Annotated in this window: 19 protein-coding genes, 1 other RNA gene and 1 pseudogene; 11 read left to right on the top strand and 10 right to left on the bottom strand. The window is 53.5% G+C overall.

Annotated features, from left to right (window positions below; translation table 11 throughout):
• Nucleotides 1-151: 151 nt before the first annotated feature.
• From GN242_RS18455 to GN242_RS21860, 4 genes are all read left to right on the top strand, one after another.
• Nucleotides 152-541 (top strand): DoxX family protein, encoded by a 390-nt coding sequence (locus tag GN242_RS18455; RefSeq protein WP_154752910.1) that lies wholly within the window; start codon nucleotides 152-154, stop codon nucleotides 539-541.
• 154 nt (nucleotides 542-695) lie between these two features.
• The gene (locus GN242_RS18460) at nucleotides 696-1,682 is read left to right on the top strand and encodes a glutathione S-transferase family protein (protein ID WP_156287987.1); all 987 of its coding nucleotides are present in this window, start codon (nucleotides 696-698) and stop codon (nucleotides 1,680-1,682) included.
• Between the two features lie 224 nt (nucleotides 1,683-1,906).
• Nucleotides 1,907-3,304, top strand: coding sequence for a cytochrome c peroxidase (locus tag GN242_RS18465; protein ID WP_156287988.1), 1,398 nt, complete (start codon nucleotides 1,907-1,909; stop codon nucleotides 3,302-3,304).
• A 158-nt stretch (nucleotides 3,305-3,462) separates the two neighbouring features.
• Nucleotides 3,463-3,597: a hypothetical protein gene (locus GN242_RS21860; protein WP_255474432.1), complete on the top strand. Its 135-nt coding sequence runs from the start codon at nucleotides 3,463-3,465 to the stop codon at nucleotides 3,595-3,597.
• A gap of 23 nt (nucleotides 3,598-3,620) precedes the next feature.
• Here the strand turns inward: GN242_RS21860 and GN242_RS18470 are convergent, their stop codons facing one another.
• Nucleotides 3,621-4,523, bottom strand: a complete 903-nt coding sequence (locus GN242_RS18470) for a LysR family transcriptional regulator (protein WP_154752816.1) — start codon at nucleotides 4,521-4,523, stop codon at nucleotides 3,621-3,623.
• 126 nt (nucleotides 4,524-4,649) lie between these two features.
• On the opposite strand from GN242_RS18470, the gene GN242_RS18475 reads away from it, so the two are divergent.
• Nucleotides 4,650-5,354, top strand: a complete 705-nt coding sequence (locus GN242_RS18475; protein WP_156287990.1) for a pirin family protein — start codon at nucleotides 4,650-4,652, stop codon at nucleotides 5,352-5,354.
• Between the two features lie 13 nt (nucleotides 5,355-5,367).
• Here GN242_RS18475 and panB read toward each other — a convergent pair whose 3' ends face one another.
• Both panB and GN242_RS18485 read right to left on the bottom strand, forming a co-directional pair.
• Entirely contained in the window at nucleotides 5,368-6,168 is an 801-nt protein-coding gene (gene panB / locus GN242_RS18480; protein ID WP_156287991.1) for a 3-methyl-2-oxobutanoate hydroxymethyltransferase, read from the bottom strand.
• A gap of 11 nt (nucleotides 6,169-6,179) precedes the next feature.
• Entirely contained in the window at nucleotides 6,180-6,794 is a 615-nt protein-coding gene (locus tag GN242_RS18485) for a LysE family translocator (RefSeq protein ID WP_156287992.1), read from the bottom strand.
• A 117-nt stretch (nucleotides 6,795-6,911) separates the two neighbouring features.
• On the opposite strand from GN242_RS18485, the gene GN242_RS18490 reads away from it, so the two are divergent.
• Entirely contained in the window at nucleotides 6,912-7,364 is a 453-nt protein-coding gene (locus GN242_RS18490) for an Lrp/AsnC family transcriptional regulator (protein WP_154752819.1), read from the top strand.
• Nucleotides 7,365-7,402: 38 nt separating this feature from the next.
• On the opposite strand, the gene GN242_RS18495 is transcribed toward GN242_RS18490, so the two are convergent.
• Nucleotides 7,403-8,527 (bottom strand): ribosomal protein uL16 3-hydroxylase, encoded by a 1,125-nt coding sequence (locus tag GN242_RS18495; RefSeq protein WP_156287993.1) that lies wholly within the window; start codon nucleotides 8,525-8,527, stop codon nucleotides 7,403-7,405.
• A 229-nt stretch (nucleotides 8,528-8,756) separates the two neighbouring features.
• Between GN242_RS18495 and allB the strand changes: the two are divergent.
• A pseudogene (gene allB / locus GN242_RS18500) lies at nucleotides 8,757-10,322 on the top strand (allantoinase AllB); the annotation flags it as partial.
• Between the two features lie 261 nt (nucleotides 10,323-10,583).
• Here allB and rnpB read toward each other — a convergent pair.
• An RNA gene (gene rnpB, locus GN242_RS18505) (RNase P RNA component class A) lies at nucleotides 10,584-10,963 on the bottom strand.
• A gap of 32 nt (nucleotides 10,964-10,995) precedes the next feature.
• Nucleotides 10,996-11,859 carry a 16S rRNA (cytidine(1402)-2'-O)-methyltransferase gene (gene rsmI, locus GN242_RS18510; RefSeq protein WP_154752821.1) on the bottom strand — a complete coding sequence of 288 codons (864 nt, stop codon included), beginning with the start codon at nucleotides 11,857-11,859 and terminating at the stop codon, nucleotides 10,996-10,998.
• Between the two features lie 62 nt (nucleotides 11,860-11,921).
• Between rsmI and GN242_RS18515 the strand changes: the two genes are divergently transcribed.
• From GN242_RS18515 to dolP, 4 genes are read left to right on the top strand one after another with little or no spacing between them, the layout of a single operon-like run.
• Nucleotides 11,922-13,949, top strand: coding sequence for a penicillin-binding protein activator (locus GN242_RS18515; RefSeq protein ID WP_156287994.1), 2,028 nt, complete (start codon nucleotides 11,922-11,924; stop codon nucleotides 13,947-13,949).
• Nucleotides 13,907-14,299, top strand: a complete 393-nt coding sequence (locus tag GN242_RS18520) for a YraN family protein (protein ID WP_156287995.1) — start codon at nucleotides 13,907-13,909, stop codon at nucleotides 14,297-14,299. The genes GN242_RS18515 and GN242_RS18520 overlap by 43 nt, the downstream gene beginning before the upstream one ends.
• A gap of 39 nt (nucleotides 14,300-14,338) precedes the next feature.
• Nucleotides 14,339-14,929, top strand: coding sequence for a DnaA initiator-associating protein DiaA (gene diaA / locus GN242_RS18525; RefSeq protein ID WP_156287996.1), 591 nt, complete (start codon nucleotides 14,339-14,341; stop codon nucleotides 14,927-14,929).
• 10 nt (nucleotides 14,930-14,939) lie between these two features.
• Entirely contained in the window at nucleotides 14,940-15,512 is a 573-nt protein-coding gene (gene dolP, locus GN242_RS18530; RefSeq protein WP_154752823.1) for a division/outer membrane stress-associated lipid-binding lipoprotein, read from the top strand.
• A 97-nt stretch (nucleotides 15,513-15,609) separates the two neighbouring features.
• Here dolP and GN242_RS18535 read toward each other — a convergent pair whose 3' ends face one another.
• The 4 genes from GN242_RS18535 to GN242_RS18550 form a co-directional block, all read right to left on the bottom strand.
• Nucleotides 15,610-17,520 carry a BglG family transcription antiterminator gene (locus GN242_RS18535; RefSeq protein ID WP_156287997.1) on the bottom strand — a complete coding sequence of 637 codons (1,911 nt, stop codon included), beginning with the start codon at nucleotides 17,518-17,520 and terminating at the stop codon, nucleotides 15,610-15,612.
• 99 nt (nucleotides 17,521-17,619) lie between these two features.
• A complete protein-coding gene (gene dagF, locus GN242_RS18540) occupies nucleotides 17,620-18,357 on the bottom strand; it encodes a 2-dehydro-3-deoxy-phosphogluconate aldolase (protein ID WP_156287998.1) in 738 nt (245 codons plus the stop codon).
• Nucleotides 18,354-19,475 carry a DgaE family pyridoxal phosphate-dependent ammonia lyase gene (locus tag GN242_RS18545; RefSeq protein ID WP_156287999.1) on the bottom strand — a complete coding sequence of 374 codons (1,122 nt, stop codon included), beginning with the start codon at nucleotides 19,473-19,475 and terminating at the stop codon, nucleotides 18,354-18,356. The genes dagF and GN242_RS18545 overlap by 4 nt, the downstream gene beginning before the upstream one ends.
• On the bottom strand, nucleotides 19,459-20,592 hold the full coding sequence (locus GN242_RS18550; protein ID WP_156288000.1) for an amidohydrolase/deacetylase family metallohydrolase: 1,134 nt from the start codon (nucleotides 20,590-20,592) through the stop codon (nucleotides 19,459-19,461). The genes GN242_RS18545 and GN242_RS18550 overlap by 17 nt, the downstream gene beginning before the upstream one ends.
• Between the last annotated feature and the right edge of the window lie 25 nt (nucleotides 20,593-20,617).

Consider the following 20,617-nt stretch of genomic DNA (forward strand, 5'->3'; position numbering starts at 1 on the left):
ACATCTTCGACAGATTATCTCGCTTACAATCCCTTCTCCCCCCGACTATTATCTCCAGCAACGAACGGCACTGGGCGGTTAACGCGCATCAGGCCTGAGTAAAATCCGTTGTGCCAGTTGCATGACTCAAAATTCTTGTTTGGGGTTGATGATGAAAAAATTAGAAGATACCGGTTTTGTTGTAGCGCGCCTGATGATGGTGATTCTGTTTATCGTTGCCGGTTACGGCAAACTGACGAATTACGCAGGTACTCAGGAATTTATGGCATCCATGGGCATTCCGTCTATCTTCGTGCCATTGACCGTGTTACTTGAGTTTGGCGGCGGTCTGGCTATTTTATTCGGCTTCTTTACCCGCACAACTGCACTGATTACCGCTATCTTTACCGTGCTGACCGCTATTCTGGCGCACAGTAACTTTGCCGTGGACGGTTCTACTATGTTCCTGAAGAACATCAGCATTGCCGGTGGTTTCCTGCTACTGGCTATCACAGGTCCTGGCGCATACAGCATTGACCGTCTGCTGGGTAAGAAGTGGTAAATTAGCTATACCCTTAATAACTCTGGCTGCGGATGCATTAAATTGCATCAAAACCAGGCCCCCGTCAGGGGATTCAAAATATTGGGTATATACTTAAGTTTCTGGGGCGATGATTTTATCTTCGCCCCTTTTTACCTTTATAAGGAGAAGCATTATGGGACAACTGATTGAGGGAGTCTGGCACGATCAGTGGTATGACACTAAAGCTACAGGAGGCCGTTTTAAGCGCTCTGAATCTGCTTTTCGCAATTGGATTACTGCCGATGGTGAAGCAGGCCCGAGTGGTAAAGCAGGTTTTCGTGCTGAAGCTGACCGCTACCATCTTTATGTTTCTCTCGCCTGCCCCTGGGCACACCGCACGCTGATCATGCGTCAGCTGAAAGGGCTGGAAGATATGATTTCGGTATCGGTGGTACATCCATTGATGCTGGAAAATGGCTGGACTTTTGATGAAGATTTCCCTGCTGCTACCGGCGACAGCCTGTATCAGAACGAATATCTTTACCAACTCTATCTGCATGCCGATCCCCAGTACAGCGGTCGTGTTACCGTTCCGGTGCTGTGGGATAAACATCAGAACACGATCGTCAGTAATGAGTCGGCCGATATTATTCGTATGCTGAACAGTGCATTCGATGGAGTGGGAGCAAAAGCGGGTGATTATTATCCGCAGGAACTGCGCGAGGAGATCGACGCGCTGAACGGCTGGATCTACGATACCGTGAATAACGGTGTCTATAAGTCCGGGTTCGCCACCAGCCAGGCGGCCTACGATGAAGCAGCTAACGCACTATTTTCATCGCTCGACCGCCTTGAAACGCTGCTCGGCCAGCACCGCTATCTGGCTGGTGAACAACTTACCGAAGCAGATATTCGCCTGTGGACCACTCTTGTGCGCTTTGATCCGGTGTATGTTACTCACTTCAAATGCGATCGTCATCGCATCAGCGACTACCTTAATCTGAACGGTTTTCTGCGTGACCTCTGGCAGACACCCGGCCTGGCTGAGACAGTTAACCTTGAGCATATCCGCCATCATTATTACTGTAGCCACAAGACCATTAACCCAAGCGGCGTAATCTCATTAGGCCCGGCGTATGACTGGGATGAACCTCACGGAAGAGACCGCCACTTCGGCTGATCCCCTGCTCTGGTCTGGCGAGAGGAGAATAACACCACAGGTTCCCCTCGCCAGTTTTCTACCCAGCTCCCCCCTGGTTTTTACGTATTGCCTCACATCCCGGTAAAAATAGTAAAAGTACCGCCTTATCCCGCAGCTTTTTAGCAAATCTCCTCTCCCGCGTTCAGATAAAATTATCAGTGTGTCAACAGGACAATATATGGATACCCACCATGGAGGGGGCTATGTTCAAAAAAATTGCGGCAGGCTGTGTACTGGTAATTGTTGCAGCCTGGCTGGTGAGCGTGGCGGTGGTTCATCGCTTTGACAGCGATCGCGTTGAGACCGTCAAAGGTGGAAAAATAGAAAAAATACTGGTCGCCCATGGCTGTGATTACTGCCATACACCGTCTGCTAAGTTGCCTTTCTACGCCAATATGCCAGTCAGTAAGCAGCTGATGCAAAATGATATACAAACGGGTATGCGCCACTTTGATATCCGGCCAACGCTGGCCGCCTTACAGCAGAATACAGCAGTGCCTGAAGCAGACCTGGCAAAAATGCAGGTGGAAATTGCCAGAAATGAAATGCCGCCGCCGCTCTATAAAGTGATGCACTGGTCAGGCTTTATGAGCGAGCAGGATCGCACCACGTTAGAACAATGGATCGTTGGTGAACGGGAAAAATACTACACCCCACCTACAACGCCTGAAGTCATACGCGGCAATATAGTTCTGCCGCTGCCCTATTCTCTGCCGACCAACCCGCACAAGGTGGCGCTGGGTGAAGAGCTGTTCAATGACACCCGACTCTCAAAGGACAATACGCTGTCCTGCGCTTCATGCCACGTGCTGAATAACGGCGGAGCAGACGGTCGTATCACATCATGGGGCGTTGATGCGCAACGCGGCCCGATTAATGCACCTACCGTATTTAACTCTGCCTTCAACCTTACCCAGTTCTGGGACGGACGGGCAAAAGATCTACAAGAACAGGCAGATGGCCCGGTTCAAAACCCGGTAGAAATGGGTTCTGCATGGCCACAGGCGATCGCCAAATTGAACCAGGATGCACCACTGAAAGCCCGGTTTGAACGGGTCTACCCGGCCGGTTTTACCTCATTGAATATTACGGATGCCATTGCAGAATTTGAGAAGACGTTGCTCACACCAGGCAGCCCGTTTGACCGCTACCTGTCAGGGGATGCCAGCGCGCTAACTGCGCAGCAGAAACGTGGTTATCAATCTTTTATAAAATACAAATGCGGAACCTGCCATACAGGAACCAACCTCGGCGGACAGTCATTTGAGCTGATGGGGTTAAAAGCTGACTATTTTGCTGACCGTGGACAGATAACCAATGCTGACTTTGGGCGTTATAACGTCACCCATATTGAACGCGATCGTTTTCGTTTCAAAACGCCCACTCTGCGGAATATCAGCCTGACAGGGCCATGGTTCCATGACGCCAGCGCAACGCGCCTCTCAGACGCAGTGAAGATAATGTTGAAATATCAGGTTGGCGTCAGTTTACCTGACAGCGATGTTAGCGATCTGGTGGCACTACTGGAGAGTATGAAAGGCGTATACACCCCTACACCACTATTGAATCCCGCATCTGAAGCATCGACAGGTCAGCATTAACTTGATGAGCATCCAGGGCGATTTTAATCTCGCCCTGGCTGTTCCGCATGCTTTATTGATCTGGCACAACTTGCCCGGTTTCCCGCTTACGTATCTTTACTGATGTAAACACCTAAAACCGTAATCAATGCGGAAGAGTTCTCTCCTGGAGTGAAACCATGATCAAACCTATCGCTGTCTGCCTTGCCGTCGTAATGCTCTGCTATGTGGCCTTCGTCGGCCATTATTACTATCAGACTTTTTCAACCTTTAGCAGCGTTGAACACTCTCAGGAAGTCACACCTTCACCGTAGTCTGTCAGCGGTACTGCGGGTGATTACCCCTGGCGTTTAGCCATAAGTTTTGGGATCTCCCGCAGGCACCAGGATTTTGCTTCACCCATACTGTCACGCCGCCACGCCATAATAATATCGACTTCGCGAGTGTATTCCGGACTGACTACGCGCAGCCGCCCTTCTGCGATATCTTTCTCTACCATTGAGTACGGCATCGTGCCAATTCCTAAGCCTGCCAGCAGCGCACGATGCTTATCTTCAATGGTGCTGACCGTCAGGCGCTGCTGCTTGTCCAGTAGCGTCACGGTCAGCACAGGACGCTCACGCGCGGTATCTGCGACGGCAATGCCACGGTATTTCACGCGAGTGGTTTCCGAAAGCGGTTCCGGTTCCTGATGGATGGGATGATCCGGGCTGGCGACGTACACACTCATCAACGTGTACAGCTTGCGGGTGTTGATCTCAGACGACGCGCGAAAGTGCATATCAGGGGCAATGACAATATCAGCACGGCCCTGCTCCAGTCGCTCCCATGCACCTGCCAGCACTTCGGTCATCAGCGACACCTGGGTATTGGCTTTATCCGCCAGTTTTACCACCAGAGGGAACAGCAGTTCGGTGGAGACCAGCGCTTCGGTAGCAATGGTCAGATGGGTTTCCCAACCGCGCGCCAGCGCTTCAGCATCCGTGGTCAGCTTATCGGCAGCTTCCAGCAGCACCCGGCCACGCTCCAGCAGCATACGTCCGACGTTGGTAAATTTGGTGCGGTGGCCGGAACGGTCAAACAGCACAACATCCAACTCTTCTTCCAACTTCTGCATTGTATAACTGAGGGCGGAAGGTACGCGGCCCAGTTCATCTGCGGCAGCAGCAAAGCTCCCGCGACGATCGATAGCATCCATAACCCGCAGTGCTTCCAGCGTCAGAGCGCGATCTTTAGCCATATTGATTCTCTGTCAGGAAATTTGAATATTGCCAGCAGATTAACTGGCTAACAATCCGGCGTCCAGAAACTTACCATATCAGGATAAAAAACGGCCGGGATGCTTTCGGCCGATAAGGAGAACCCTATGATAACCAGTCGAACCGCTGAACAGTGTGGCAAAGCCGATTATGGCTGGCTACAGGCGCGCTATACCTTCTCCTTTGGTCACTATTTTGATCCCAAGCTGTTGGGCTATGCCTCTTTACGCGTACTCAATCAGGAAGTGCTGGCACCGGGGGCCTCTTTTCAGCCCAGAGCCTATCCTAAAGTCGATGTTTTGAATCTGATTTTGCAGGGTGCGGCAGAGTATCGCGACAGTGAAGGTCATCATGTGCAGGCTCAGGCCGGGGAAGCGCTGCTGCTCTCTACCCAGCCAGGAGTCAGCTATTCAGAGCATAATATCAGCAAAGAGCGCAGCCTGACGCGTATGCAATTGTGGCTGGATGCCTGTCCTCAGCGTGAAAATGCGGCAGTGCAGCGCATGCCGGTATCAGAACAGCAGCGTTATACCCTGCTGGCCTCCCCTGACGGTAGCGCAGGCAGCCTGCAACTGCGACAGCAGGTGTGGATTCACCAGGTCATTTTGGAACCAGGAGAGAGTTACAGCCTGCCGCTGCAAGGAGCACGAGCTTACCTGCAATCGATTCACGGATCGCTGGAGGCCGAAGCGCACTCACAGCAGCAAGAGTCACTGACCTGTGGCGATGGTGCCTTTCTCCATGAAGAACAGAGCGTGACGCTAAAGGCAATAACGCCGCTGCGTGCACTGGTGATTGATCTACCGGTGTGATCCTGGGCCTGCGTTATTCCCGGTAGCCATGTTCTGCTGCCGGGAATATCCCCTCTTTTACGGCAATCACATAGCTTTTCAACGCATCCTGAATGCTCATCTGTCCGTGCATAAAATTGTGCACAAACTTTGGTACCCGCCCTGTCAGGCTCAATCCGAGCATATCGTGCAATACCAGCACCTGACCATCGGTGCCAGCCCCGGCACCAATACCAATTACCGGCACAGTGACGGCATCACTCAGCTTTTTCCCCAGTGATACTGGCACGGCTTCCACAAGGATCATCGCCGCACCTGCTGCCTCAAGAGCCTGTGCTGTCTCCACTAGCGCTTTTGCCTGCTGCGGATCGCGTCCCTGTACTTTAAACCCACCCAGCACATTGACCGACTGCGGCGTCAATCCAATATGAGCGCAAACCGGCACGCCGTTACGAGTAAGCTGGCGTATGGTTTCACCGAGCCACTCTCCCCCTTCCAGTTTGACCATATGCGCTCCTGCCTGCATCAGACAGCCTGCGCTGTACAACGCCTGTGCCGGTGAGGAGTAGGTCATAAACGAGAGGTCAGAGAGAATAAAACTGCCTGCGTTTCCACGTTTTACACTGGCAGTGTGATAGACCATATCCTCAAGGGTGACCGGCAGCGTACTGTCATGGCCCTGTAAAATCATCCCCAGCGTATCGCCAATTAAGAGAATATCGACGCCGGCGGCACTGCTGGCCGCGGCAAACGTCGCATCGTAACAGGTAAGCATCGCAATTTTTTCACCACGCTGCTTCATCAGGGTGAGCTGTGACAAAGTGATATCAGACATTTTTTATCTTCTTAAAAGAGTGATTCAGCCAATAACAGCAGCGCGATAAGACACATCACGATACCGGAGATCTGACTAACACGTTGTGCAGCACGCGGCCGGGTTTGCAGCACCTTACCAGAGCCAAATCCCACCAGCAGGTAAACCAGCCCGCAGCTGACAATGTGCAAACCTCCCAGCGCCAGAATTTGCAGCGGAACCGGCCAGGCGCTGGCAGGATCGGTAAACTGTGGTAACAATGCCAGAAAAAGCAGAAAGACCTTAGGATTCATGCCACTAACGCAGACCCCTTTCGCAAGCCAGGTAAACCATGAACCTGTGGAATGAACGTTACCAGCCGCCGGGACAGAGGGGTGAATCACCATATTGATACCAAGCCATAACAGATAGAGCGCGCCAGCCACTGTCAACAGCGTCAGCGCCGCTGGGGTCTCTGTCACCAGCGCACCCACGCCCGCTGCCACCGCCAGAGTTGCAATCAGATGCCCGAGCAATAAGCCCGCCACTGCCGGCGTCACTGCGCGCTTCCACATCCCCGCCGACATGGCATAAGCCCAGTCCACGCCAGGAGTGATAACAAAAAGGATGGATACCGCCCAGAATGAAACAAAAAGATGCAACGCCACAATAGCCTTCCCACATGATTAGGTGACAATCAGATGTTGGAAAGAATATCCTTCTGTCGTTAAAATGTGCTGCTAATGTTGACTGCTCAATCGGCGTTTAAAGAGAGATTTTTCCAAATGGATAAGATTGACCGCAAGATTCTTGCTGAACTGCAAATTGATGGGCGTCTTTCTGTTACCGACCTGTCAGAAAGGATTGGCCTCAGTCTATCACCCTGCCACCGGCGGGTTCGGGCGCTGGAACAATCTGGTGTGATTCGGCATTACCGCGCACATCTTGATCCCGCCATGCTGGGTTTTAATTTCTCTGCCATTGTATTTGTCACGCTGCGCGAAGGAGACCGGCAGGCGGTGGCCGCGTTTGAAGCAGCAGTAGTGGAGATCCCACAGATTGTTCAGGCGCAGCGCCTGTTTGGCGATCCTGATTACCTTCTGAATGTTCTGACTCAGGATCTGACCGCCTTTCAGAAGCTTTATGACGAGCAGCTTTCAGGAATGCCGGGTGTGCAGCGTCTCACCTCAACCTTAGTGATGAAGACGATTATTCAGGATCGCTCACTGCCAATCTGAACCCTCTATTTTTTACACACCCGGCAGCGATCCTCCGGCTACTCTTCGTCGAAGAACCAGTAACCCTGATTAACCAGCCCTGTCAGTTCAGCAACAAAAGCCGGATTGTGCAGCGCCTCTCCGAGTTCATCTTTACCGAGAATGGTGAAACGGCACAGCGCGTCCGCGCCTTTAACATCAACCGTTTCCAGCGGTTCATTGTTGATAAAGAAACTGTCCCCGACCTGTAGCATCCGCAAGCCGCTGAGGCGATTCAATACATCACCGCTCATCAGGGCGTCGACAATCTCATCCTGTTGATAAGGTGGCTCTGCGGGAGCGATATCCAGCTCATGACGCGGGGTGGTGGCAAAACGACCGAACCACTGCCTGAAATCTCCAGGCTGATTGATCACCTCGATCATCATCGCCCGCAGGCGATCGAGCTCATACTCTTCCACCCGTCCCGGATGTTCCCGACAGGTCAGATCCGGATCGCTGTAATGCTCGCCGCCGAGATCGTTTTCCAGCGCATAGTCAGCAAAACTACTGATTAAGTCGCGACCGTTAGGCCCACGGAAGCCGACAGAGTAGTTGAGGGTGCTTTCAAAGGTGAAACCATCGTGCGGGAATCCCGGCGGAATATAGAGAATATCCCCTGCCGAGAGCTCTTCATCGATGATCGGCGTAAAAGGCTCAACGTGCAGCAGCGCCGGATGCGGGCAAAACTGTTTCAGCGGCAGTTTATCACCCACGCGCCAGCGGCGACGGCCCATTCCCTGAATGATAAAGACATCATACTGATCGATATGTGGCCCGACACCCCCACCCGGAACGGAGAAAGAGATCATCAGATCGTCTAAACGCCAGTCGGGCAGCACGCGGAACGGACGCACCAGTTCGGCAGAGGGAGCATGCCAGTGGTTCACCGCCTGTGCCAGCAGCGACCAGCCTGTTTCGCCCAGCCCATCAAAGTGCTCAAAAGGCCCGTTGCTGGCCTGCCACTCGCCATTTTTATGACTGACAAGACGACTGTCGATTTCCGGCTCCATTGCCAGCCCTGCCAGTTCGTCAGGAGTGATCGGATCAACAAAGTCCGGCAGCGCATTTTTTAAAACAACAGGTTGTTTTTGCCAGTATTTTTCTAAAAATTCAGGCCAGTTAAGATCAAGCTGATAAGCCATAGGTTTCCGCCAATAAGAAGACAAACGGCCTTGATTATAAAGAGGCAGGTCGTTGGCATACCTTGTCATGCATCAAGACCAGGCAGACTAATTATCGACCATTGTTAAAGCCACACATTAATTTACCTGTTAATACCATTAGTAGTATTTCTATCTTTGCAAAATAATCGTTTATTAATTAGCCTGTCTCTATCCCATTAAGGGATTAAATAAACTGAAGGAGTAGTATATGAACGCTAAAATGGAAAAAGGCCCAGGAAAATATCAATCGAAAACAGCCACTACAGACTCCCCACAAAAGAAAAAATCTGGCCCGACCACAAAAAATGCCGCTGGCAAAACGTCGAGCATTACAGGACAGAAATCTCCAGATTCATTTACTGAAAAAAGTAAAATCCAGGACCCATTACCAGAAAAAAAACCTGCAAAAAATGGTGATTACGATTTAATTATCAGTAATGGTTTAGTAATTCTGGATAGTGGGGAAGTACATACCGATATTGCGGTTAAAAACGGAAAAATTGCTGCAATAGGCGTTGCGCTCCAGGGAGCAAAACAGGTTATCGATGCAAAAGGACTGATTGTCAGCCCCGGAATGATTGACGCGCATGTGCATTTTAATGAGCCGGGTGGCGGCATACGTGACGACTGGGAGGGCTATGTTACGGGAACCCGAGCCTGTGCCAGAGGCGGTGTGACAACCATTATTGAAATGCCGCTGAATCAACTCCCTGCAACAGTAGATAAAAAAACCCTCGATATAAAATATGCCGCCGGAAAGAATAAATTAGCCATCGATGTGGCATCGCACGGTGGACTGGTGCCAACTAATTTACAGCATGACGAAATAAAACAGCTCAGTGATGGCGGTGTCGTTGGGTATAAATGTTTTATGGCAACAGTTGGCGATCGCTCTATTAAAGGTGATTTCCAGAATGTCGACGACTACTCTTTATATGAGGGTATGAAGCAGATAGCGAAGACGGGTAAAATTTTGATGATTCATGCGGAAAATGCCGCTATTACCGATGAGCTGGGAAAAATAGCTCAAGCATCTGGTGAAAAAACCCTAAAAGCTTATGTCGCTACCCGTCCGGTATTTACCGAGGTTGAGGCGGTCAGGCGCGCAATACTTTTTGCCAGTATCACCGGCTGCCCAATTAATATCTGCCATATGTCCAGCCCGGAAGGGGTTGATGAAGTGGTTAAAGCGCGGGCAAAAGGCATTAACGTTACCTGCGAAACATGTAATCAGTATCTGGTTATGGTGACTGATGAGCTGGATGAAATCGGCGCTACAGCAAAATGTTCGCCTCCAATCAGGGATAAGGCCGCGCAGGACGGGCTATGGAAACATGTTCTCGCCGGAAATATTCATTTTATCACCTCCGATCACTCTCCCTGCCCGGCACTGCTAAAGGATAAAGATAACGCCTTTGAAGCCTGGGGTGGAATTGCCGGGGTGCAGAATGATATCGATATCTTCTTTGATGAAAGCGTACAGAAACGCGGTATGTCGCTGAAGCAGTTCGCCCATCTTACCGCTGCAAACCCTGCCGATCGCTTTGCCCTTCACTCTAAAGGAAGGATTGCCGTAGGGAAGGATGCGGACTTTGCCTTTATCAAACCTCACTGCTCCTACGTATTAACAGCTGAAGACCTGGAGTACCGCAACAAAATTAGTGCTTATGTTGGCCGTAAAATTGGTGCGCGGGTAGTACGTACCATTTTACGCGGAACCACGGTATATAGTCAGGAAAGCGGTGTGAACCAGGATTTCACAGGGCAATATATCAAAGTAGCCAATCGTCTGAATCAGACACCGGGCGAGGCGTGCCTCGCTCCTACAAGCAGCAATGCGCAGACCTCGTAGGGATCAGGCGTCCTGACCCCCAGCACACCGGGCGAGGCGTGCCTCGCTCCTACAAGCAGCACTGCGCTGACCTCGTAGGGGTCAGGCATGCCTGACCCGCAGCACACCGGGGCGCGGCGTGCCCCTACAGTTAAGATTGCTAAATGCAAAAAACCCGCCGAAGCGGGTTTTTTTACTGAATAAGTTCGAAGCTGACCGTTAAGCCGGGTTCTGTCTTGGACAGTCATTCATCTAGGCCAGCAATCGCTCACTGGCTCAAGCAGCCTACCCGGGTTCAGTACGGGCCGTACCTGGTGAACCCCTATTTGGCCTTGCTCCGGGTGGAGTTTACCGTGCCACGAACTGTTACCAGCCGCGCGGTGCGCTCTTACCGCACCCTTTCACCCTTACCTGATCCCACTTGCGTGGGCCATCGGCGGTTTGCTCTCTGTTGCACTAGTCGTGGGCTTGCGCCCCCCAGGCGTTACCTGGCACCCTGCCCTATGGAGCCCGGACTTTCCTCCCCTCTGTCTGTCTCCCCCGAAGGAGGACGGCAACAAAGCGGCGACTGTCTGGTCAGCTTCGGCGCGCAGTGTATAGGGTTTTCTACGAGTTGTCACTCACCCTGCTGCTCCAGGGCGTACTTATATAGCGCATTTTTCTTCACACCATGGATTTCCGCCGTAAGCGCAGCGGCTTTCTTCAGCGGTAACTCGCTCTGCAACAGCGCCAGGGTACGCAGCGCTTCTACCGGTAATGCCTCTTCCACTGCGTGAAAACCTTCCACAATCAGCACCATTTCGCCTTTACGGCGATTTTCATCTTCCAGCACCCAAGCCAGCAGTTCACCCACCGGCGCGCCGAAGATCGACTCCCAGGTTTTGGTGATTTCACGCGCCAGTACCACATAACGATCCGGACCAAGCACAGTGACCATATCTTGCAAACTGTCGAGCAGGCGATGCGTTGATTCATAAAAGATAATCGTGCGCGGCTCCTGCTCAAGGGCGCGCAGCGTGTCGCAGCGTCCTTTGCTTTTCGCTGGCAGGAAACCTTCATAACAGAAACGGTCAGAGGGCAATCCGGCGGCGCTTAAAGCAGTAATAGCGGCACAGGCACCTGGTAAAGGCACGACGCGGATACCCGCTTCACGACACAAACGCACCAAATGATAGCCAGGATCGTTAATCAAGGGAGTGCCAGCGTCGGAAACTAACGCTATGCTTTGACCCTCGCGCAGCTTCGCCAGCAAGACTTCCGCCTTCTGCTGTTCATTATGATCATGCAATGCGAAGAGGCGCGCATTGATGGCGAAATGTTGTAGCAACAGCCCGGTATGACGTGTATCTTCCGCAGCGATCAGATCGACGCTCGCAAGCACCGTCAGTGCCCGCTGGGTGATATCGCCCAGGTTACCAATCGGTGTTGGAACGATATAGAGCGTGCTGGCAGAAATATCTGCCCGATCGTGTTGTTTCATTGTTTGATCCGAATTGCCGATTTAATATTGAGCATCTTGAAAAAAACATCACTGGATACAGTATGCTTCCTTCGAAAGTAGTTCACTGCAAAGCAGTACGCACGGTGCCACTGCTGCTGGCCGCCCTGATTTTCGCCGGGTGTACCGGCCAAGCTCCGCAAACGCCTACGGCGAATGTACAGGGGGCAGCCAACGGAACCTCTGACTATTATCTGCAACAGATGCAGCAAAGCGCAGATGATAACAAGGTTGACTGGCAATTACTCGCAATCAGAGCGTTGTTGAACGAAGGGAAGATTCCTCAAGCCAACGACCAGCTAACGCAATTACCGCAGGATCTGAATGCCACCCGGCTCCAGGAGCTGCTGCTGCTTCAGGCACAGATGAGTGTGGCGCAGCAGAACCTGCCTGATGCTGCCGCGAAACTGAAACAGATCGACACCAGCGCGCTGTCACCAGAGCAGCAGGTACGTTACTTCCAGCTGCAAATAGCCACCAGCCAGGGGCGCCCTTCGCTGGATGTCCTGCGCGCCTATATTGCCCAGCAAGCGCTGCTAACTAACCCGGCCGATAAGCAGAAAAATATCGATGCCACCTGGCAAACCCTGGCACAGATGACGCCAGAGCAGATGAACAATATCACCATCAACGCCGATGAAAATGTGTTGCAGGGCTGGATAGATTTGCTGGGCGTGTATCATGCCAACGTCAGCGACCCGGATATGCTTAAAGCGGGCATCAGCGACTGGCAGACGCGTTATCCTAATAACCCTGCGGCCAAAATGCTGCCGACGGCGCTGACGCAGGTACAGAACTTCCAGCCTGCCTCTACCGGGAAAATCGCCCTGCTGCTGCCGTTGAGCGGCCAGGCGCAGGTGTTTGCCAACGCCATCCAGAAGGGCTTTAACGACGCAAAAAATGGCGTTCTGGCTCAGGGCAGCACCCCGGCTCCGGCAGAAGCAGCTCCGGTTCAGGCTCCTGAAGCAGTACCGGCAGCGCCTGACGCCGTAGTCAGCACGTCTGCTGCGCCAACGGATACTACCGCAGCCCAGCCAGCAGAGGTTCAGCCGCAGTCGGTTCCGGCCAACAGCGTTGAAACGGCGGCACCGTCGAGCAGTACTCAGGTTCAGGTTTACGACAGCAGTACCCAACCCGTTGATCAGCTGCTGGCCCAGGCAAAAAATGATGGCGCTACGCTGGTGGTCGGCCCGCTATTGAAAAATCACGTTGAACAGCTGGCTAACAGCCAGACGCCACTGAACGTTCTGGCGCTGAATGAACCGGAAAATATCCAGAACCGTCCGAATCTTTGCTACTTTGCGCTTTCTCCTGAAGACGAAGCGCGGGATGCTGCGCATCATATGTGGGATCAGGGCAAGCGCACTCCGCTGATGCTGGTGCCTCGCAGTTCGTTAGGTGATCGCGTAAATAAAGCCTTTGCTGCGGAGTGGCAGAAGCTGGGTGGCGGCACAGTATTGCAGCAGCAGTTCGGTTCTAAAACGGAGCTGAGACAGGGTATTAACAGTGGCGGGGGGATCCGTCTGACCGGTACTCCGGTCAATGTACAGCCTGCGGCAGCGACAGGGGTGACCATTGGTGGCCTGACTATTCCGGCCCCGATAACCGATCCACAGGTCAGCACCAGCAACGGCAGCGTGGATTCAGTGTATATTGTCGCCACACAGGATGAACTGGCGCTGATTAAGCCGATGATCGCCATGCGTGTCAGCAGCCGTGATAATGTGGGGCTGTATGCCAGCTCACGCAGCAATCAGGCGGGGGCAGGTCCGGACTACCGTCTGGAGATGGACGGCTTGCAATATAGCGATATCCCGCTGCTTTCTGGTGCTAATCCGGCCCTGATGCAGCAGGCAGTGAAGACGTTTAACAATGATTACTCACTGGTTCGTCTCTATGCGATGGGCATTGACGCCTGGACGCTGGCGAATCACTTCAGCGAGATGCGCTCGCTGCCTGGTTTCCAGATCAAAGGGGACACCGGCAACCTGAGCGCGACTCAGGACTGCGTCATTAACAGGAAGTTAGTGTGGAGCCAGTATCGTCAGGGGCAGGTCGTTCCGGCCGCCTGAGTCGACAACAACAAGGGGCGGCCTGCGAACGTCAGGCGCGCCACCTGTTGCAAACATCAGGTCTGCGTTTTGTCGCCGCCAATGTGCGCTACCGCGCAGGCGAAATTGACCTGATTATGCGTGATAAACTGGTGTGGGTTTTTGTTGAGGTTCGCTACCGGCGCGATGCCCGATTTGGTGGCGCAGCGGCCAGCATTACCCGCAGTAAACAACAAAAGCTGTTGCATGCAGCGGCGCTATGGCTGAACAGCCGTGGGCAGAGTTTCGACACGGCTGACTGCCGTTTTGATGTGGTAGCCTTCACCGGCGAACAGGTGGAGTGGTTACCCAATGCATTTACAGCAGAATAATGGCCTGTTTTAACAGGCTAAATCAACCAGGTGAATGACGTGCTGGAAAGAATTAAAGTCTGTTTTACCGAAAGTATTCAAACCCAAATCGCAGCGGCAGAAGCCCTGCCGGATGCCATATCACGCGCAGCGATGACCATCGTCCAGTCGCTGCTTAATGGCAACAAAATCCTGAGCTGTGGCAACGGAACCTCCAGCGCCAATGCCCAGCATTTTGCTGCCAGCATGATCAACCGTTTTGAAACCGAGCGCCCAAGCCTGCCTGCTATCGCTCTCAGCGCCGATAATGTGCTGCTGACGGCGATTGGCAACGATCGCCTGCACGAAGAGATCTACGCCAAGCAGGTGCGCGCCTTAGGCCACGCCGGAGATATTTTGCTGGCGATCTCAACCCGCGGCAACAGCCGTGATATTGTCAAAGCTGTAGAAGCAGCGGTTACGCGTGATATGACGATTATTGCGCTGACCGGCTACGACGGCGGTGAACTCGCCGGTCTGCTGGGACCACAGGATGTGGAGATTCGTATCCCCTCGCATCGCAGCGCGAGAATTCAGGAAATGCATATGTTAACCGTGAATTGTCTGTGCGATTTAATAGATAACACTTTGTTTCCCCACCAGGATGTTTAAAGGAGCTTAAATGAAGGCATTATCTGCATGTGCAGTTATCCTTACCGCGTTGATGTTACAGGGCTGTGTGGCTGCGGTTGTAGGCAGCGCGGCCGTCGCAACAAAAAGCGCCACCGATCCCCGCTCCGTAGGCACTCAGGTTGATGACGGCACCTTAGAGCTGCGAGTCACTAACGCGTTATCCAAAGACGAACAGATCAAACAAAATACCCATATTGTCGCCACGGCCTATCAGGGCAAAGTGCTGCTGACCGGTCAGGCGCCAAGCAGCGACCTGGCAACCCGGGCGAAACAGATCGCCGTAGGCGTGGATGGTGCTACTGAGGTCTATAACGAAATCCGCACCGGTAGCAAAGTCAGCTTCGGTACGGCTTCTTCTGATACCTGGATCACCACCAAAGTACGTTCACAGCTGCTGGGCAGCGATCAGGTGAAATCCTCAAACGTGAAGGTCACCACTGAAAATGGTGAAGTGTTCCTGCTGGGCCTGGTAACAGAGTCCGAAGGGAAAGCGGCGGCAGATATCGCCAGCCGGGTGAACGGCGTTAAGCACGTCACCACCGCGTTTACCATTTTGAAATAAGCATCGAGAAAAGGGTCAGGGATGCCTGACCCTCTTCATAAATAAATTCGCTGATAATATCAATCCGCTACTGTTTCCCGCCCGCTGTTCCCACGCTTTATAAACGGCTTAAGCAGTCCATCGCCACCGCCTTAAAACTGGCAAAATCACGGCTGTCACGCAGTCGGCTCATCGCCCTTTCACGCATAAACGTCACAAACAGATCGTAAATGGCCATCGCCTCTTCATACTCTGATTTACTGATCGCCAGCAGGAAAATCACATACGCCGTCTCATCACCCCAGGCTATCCCCTGAGGGGCCAGTACGGTGTAGACACAGGTTTTCTTCGCCATCAGCCCGAGGGAGTGCGGTAGCGCAATTCCTTCGCCAAGCATGGTGCTGACAATCGCTTCGCGCTCCTCCACCGACGGATAAAACGATGCATCGACCATGCCCTCGCCTTCCAGCTGATCGCACAGCTGGCGGAATAATCCGGAACGATCCATCGGGCGATCGATAATGCAAAAGTGGCCGGCGTCGAAGAAACGCTCCAGCATATAGGGGCGCGTTCGATCCAGCAGCACCAGTTTCCCTATCTGCTCAAGCTGGTATTCGGTAGGGAACGGTGACATCACCACTACCGGTTTACCCTTGTCGCTGAGGCGCACCGTGGAGATAACAAAATCCTCCTCTACGCTCGCTTTCAGCTCATATTCACGCAGAGAAATGGTATCACTCACCACAATCTGCGGATATTTTCGCAGCAGCATGGCTTCGATCATGCGCACGGTGGAGTTGCCGGTATCACACACCAGCAGAATTTGCGGATGGCGCTGATAGCCCACGTTGTAGTGGCGCTCCAGACCCACACCAATATGCAGCACCAGGAAGCCGATCTCGTTTTCACTGATGGTATAGGGCGAGTATTTCCCCCAGCTGGAGACCGCCGCCAGCGTTACATCCCACGCCATCGGATAGTGCTGTTTGATATTGGACAGCAGCGGATTAGGGATCTGGATCTGATAACGCACCCGGGTGATCATCGTCTTAATATGCGTCAGCAGATCCGCATGGAGCTGCGGATCGTTTTGCAGATTGAAATTATAATGGGTGTTGATATACCTGAGGATATAGTCCACCAGCGAGTCACCATCATCCGGGCTGATCACGCTGGCTACGCTCTCTTCAACCCGACGGGCCGCGATATTCACACGCAGATAGGCCTCTTCCGCCGGGGAGATTGCCTTTCCGGTCATTGGCCTCATCATATTCACAATATGGCGCGCAGCATGGCGCACCTCATCATCAACGTCTTCCGCCGTGAAATCCGTCAACGGGTAGCCCTCGCTGATACGACGAACCGCAACGGCACAGTAGAGGCGCAGATAGAGCTCGCCCTCATCGGTAAGGCGAATATTAAAGCGCGACAGGCACTGTTGCAGCAGCGGTTGCAGGGTATCGAGCATCCCCTGGTTCAGCGCTTCCAGCCTGAGCAACGGACTGTCACTGTCCTCCTGAGCGATCTGATACAGCAAATCCGTCAGGCTGGTGCGCATTGCCACTTCTGTACCAAACAGTTTCATCCCGTAACGTGGTTTGGTTTCAATTGCCAGCTGATAACGGGCCAGCCATTCTCTGACTTCCGCCATATCGCTTTGCAATGTGGTGCGACTGACAAACCATTCATCCGCCAGGTCTTCCAGCTTCAGGGAAAAAGCCGAAGTCAGAAAACGGGTGAGCAGGTAATGCACACGCTCCGGCGAAGTACGCGGTACCCGCAGATGGGAGGGAGATTGCTGTAGCAGCGCGGTGTAGCGCGGCAGATCGTCAATTTTTAGCTGGTAGCCCGCGCCGCGATTCAGCACCAGACTGGCACCGTGATCGGCCAGCAGCTCATTCAGCACATTGATATCGGTACGCACGGTGCGCGTAGAGACGGCCAAACGGCGCGCCAGCTCATCCTGCGGCAGCGTTTCGTTTTGCAGTAAATCAAACAACTGAGCCAGTCGTTGGTTCGGGAATCTCACGGAGGCATCACTTTTAAATATTTCACCAAGAGAAAACGTAACTTATTTTTCGACGAAAAAATAGTGCACCCCGGACGGTGCCGGGGCATATGGCCGGGATCAACCCACTAACTTTTTCGTTATTGTCAGCAACGTAGCCACATCTTCCGGGCGGGTCTGCCCTTCGCTATCAATAATGGAGCTGTAGATATGCGGGATAATTTTGCTGACGCCCGCGTCCAGTGCGATCCGCAGGATCGCCTCAAAGTTTTCCAGATCGATCCCGCCGGTCGGCTCCAGCCAGAAGTCCTGCGCGGCGCAGGCTTCCGCTACCGCTGTGAATTCATCAATGGATTTCAGTCCCCCCATCGGGAAGTACTTCACTGAGCTGCCGCCCATATCTTTCAGCATGGCAATCGCCGTTGTCACCGGAATAACGCCATCTGCGGCCTGTGAACTGAGCGGCCCGGTAGAAATTTTCACCAGACCAGGCTGGCCGGTTGGCGAAATCAGCCCGTTAACCACGGTCTGCGACTGACGCAGCAGCGCACGGCTGGTGCCGACGCCGGTAAACACCTGATTAACGTGCTGTGGTTGAATCTGTGCGGAGATCTCACTGACCATCAGTGACTGGTTCGGGTCACCCGCTCCCAGCCCGACGGAGAGCGCATTGTCGATTAGCGTGGCATACTCACGCATATCCGTTACGGCGCTTGCCACATCGGGATAATTTTTGGAGAGGACGCCGACCAGCACGTGGCCTTCAGCCGCCAGCCAGATATCGCGGGCGTTCTGTTTAGATCCGGCCAGTACATTAAGGCACACCCGGTCACGGTAAAATTTTGGTGTCAGCGTCATGCGCGATTCTCCCTGTTTAACAGCGTCTGAATAGAGACAAAAATAGTGTGCAGCTGATCCACCGACACGCTGCGCACGTCGACTTCAACAATGCCTTCATTGGCTTTATAGCCACGGAAATAGATGGCGATATCGCCGGTTTTCAGCGCATGAACCACCTCACCGGTGGTACGGCCAATGGCCGCCTCATCAAAGTGAATTTCTGCCCGGGCAATATCACGCCCGGCGGCATCCCACACCACGCGCGCCTGAATCCCGCAAAGCTGGTTGAGGTTGTTGATAAATGGCGTCATTTTCTCCACCATCTGCGCCCCGGTAATCTTCTCCAGACGCTGGAAGTTTTCAATCGCCTGCGTCAGGCCGAGGATGCCCTCTTTGCCTACTTTCATGGCCCGGCCAATCCCCTGCGATTGGCGTTTCACCCACTCAACGTACTGCGCTTTACCGGTCACCAATCCGCTGGTTGGCCCTTCAATGGCTTTGGCCCCGCTGTAGATCACCAGGTCAGCCCCCAGGGCATAATAGATCTGTAAATCCTCTTCGGCGGCAGCATCGACGATCAGCGGCACACCGTGTTTACGCGCAACCACCGCCGCCTGCTCAACGCTGAGATGGCTTTTCTGCACGCTGTGATGGGATTTGATATAGAGAATGGCTGCCGTTTGCGGCGTGATGGCCGCTGAGAGCTGTTCAGGTGAACATTCGTTGGCGTAGCCTGCCTCTATCAGACGGCCGCCGCCCAGCGCCACCATGGTGCCCACCGGCGCGCCAAAGTTGACGTTGTGGCCTTTCGGCAGCACGATCTCGTGCGGTACCGTCAGAGGGGCCGCATGGAGATTTTCCAGTAGCCAGTGATTATCTTTCACAATTACCGCGGCCACCGACTGGGCGATACCCGCCGAAGCACAGGAAACCACGACCGCCGCTTCGCATCCCAGCAGCCCTGCAATATAGGCACCGGTTTTATTCACCAGATCTTTCATTTCAAAGTAGTGATTCAGCCCATAATTCACCGTCTCCACCACATCCGCACTCGGGGTCGACACACCGAGAATGGTCATGCGGCCGGAGGCATTAATCACCTGCTTTAAGCCATATTTTTCATACACTGAAGTCATTACGTTTTTTCCCTTCGTTAGTCACGAATACCTGCCCGCCAACCACAGCGGCCACCGGCACCAGCTGTGTTGCGCCAGACAGTGTTTGTCCGTCAGAGTCACTGAACAGGCAGGATCCCTGCTGTACAGCAAAGAGAGTCAGATCGGCATCCTCTCCGGGCAGCAGCCGTCCTTTGCCCTTCAGCCGCAGCCCGTCGGCGGCATGGCAGGTTACGCAATCAATCACCTGAGGTAGCGTCATGCCGATGTTCAGAAATTTGGACATCACATGGGCCAGGGTATACACCGGCCCGTGGAGGCGGTTGCGGCAGTAGATATCCGAACTGATGGTATGAGGCAAAATGCCCTGAGCAATCGCTGCCTGTGCCACCGCAAAACTAAAGCTGGCGCTGCCATGACCGACATCCAGCCGCACGCCACGCTGCAGCGCGCGGGTAATCGAGGCACGCAGCTCTCCTTCCGGCGTCAGGATGCGGTTTGGTTTACCGTTAAAGCAGTGGGTAATGATGTCGCCCGAGGTCAGCAGATCGGCAATGTCATCAAGGTTCGGCGGGTTGTTACCGATATGCACCATCAGCGGCAGCAGTCCGTTCTCCTGCTGCATCGTTTTGGCACGCTCCAGCGGCTGAATACCGTTTTTCTCAACCACGCTGCTGCTGATACGGGCCTTCAGACCGAGGATAAAGCCCGGCAGACGCTGCACCGCAGCACGGACAGCAGGCCCGTCAATCCGCGCCATATCCGCCAGCTCATTCTGAGTCAGAATGCCGCTGCGGGCGATATTCAACAGCGCGTATACGCGAGTGTCGGCGCTGCGGGTGAGCTGATAGAAATCATCAATATCATCAGCTCCGGTACTGCCAGCATCCACTACCGTGGTTACCCCGGTGTCGACGCCAATCCGGTCAGCTTCATCATGGTAAATCGGTGATTTCGGGTAGCAGTGAACGTGTGAGTCAATCCAGCCCGCACTCAGCCAGTAACGCCCGGCCAGATCCCATTCACGCTTCGCCGCGCCAGCCACCTGCCCGAGCGCCGCAATTTTGCCGTCGTGGATGGCGATATCGCTCAAAGTGCCGTCGCTGAGACGCCCCCGCCGGATAATCAGATCAAACATTGCAGACTCCTCGGCGTGACGTCCA

Source organism: Erwinia sorbitola (genome assembly GCF_009738185.1).
Lineage (GTDB): Bacteria > Pseudomonadota > Gammaproteobacteria > Enterobacterales > Enterobacteriaceae > Erwinia > Erwinia sorbitola.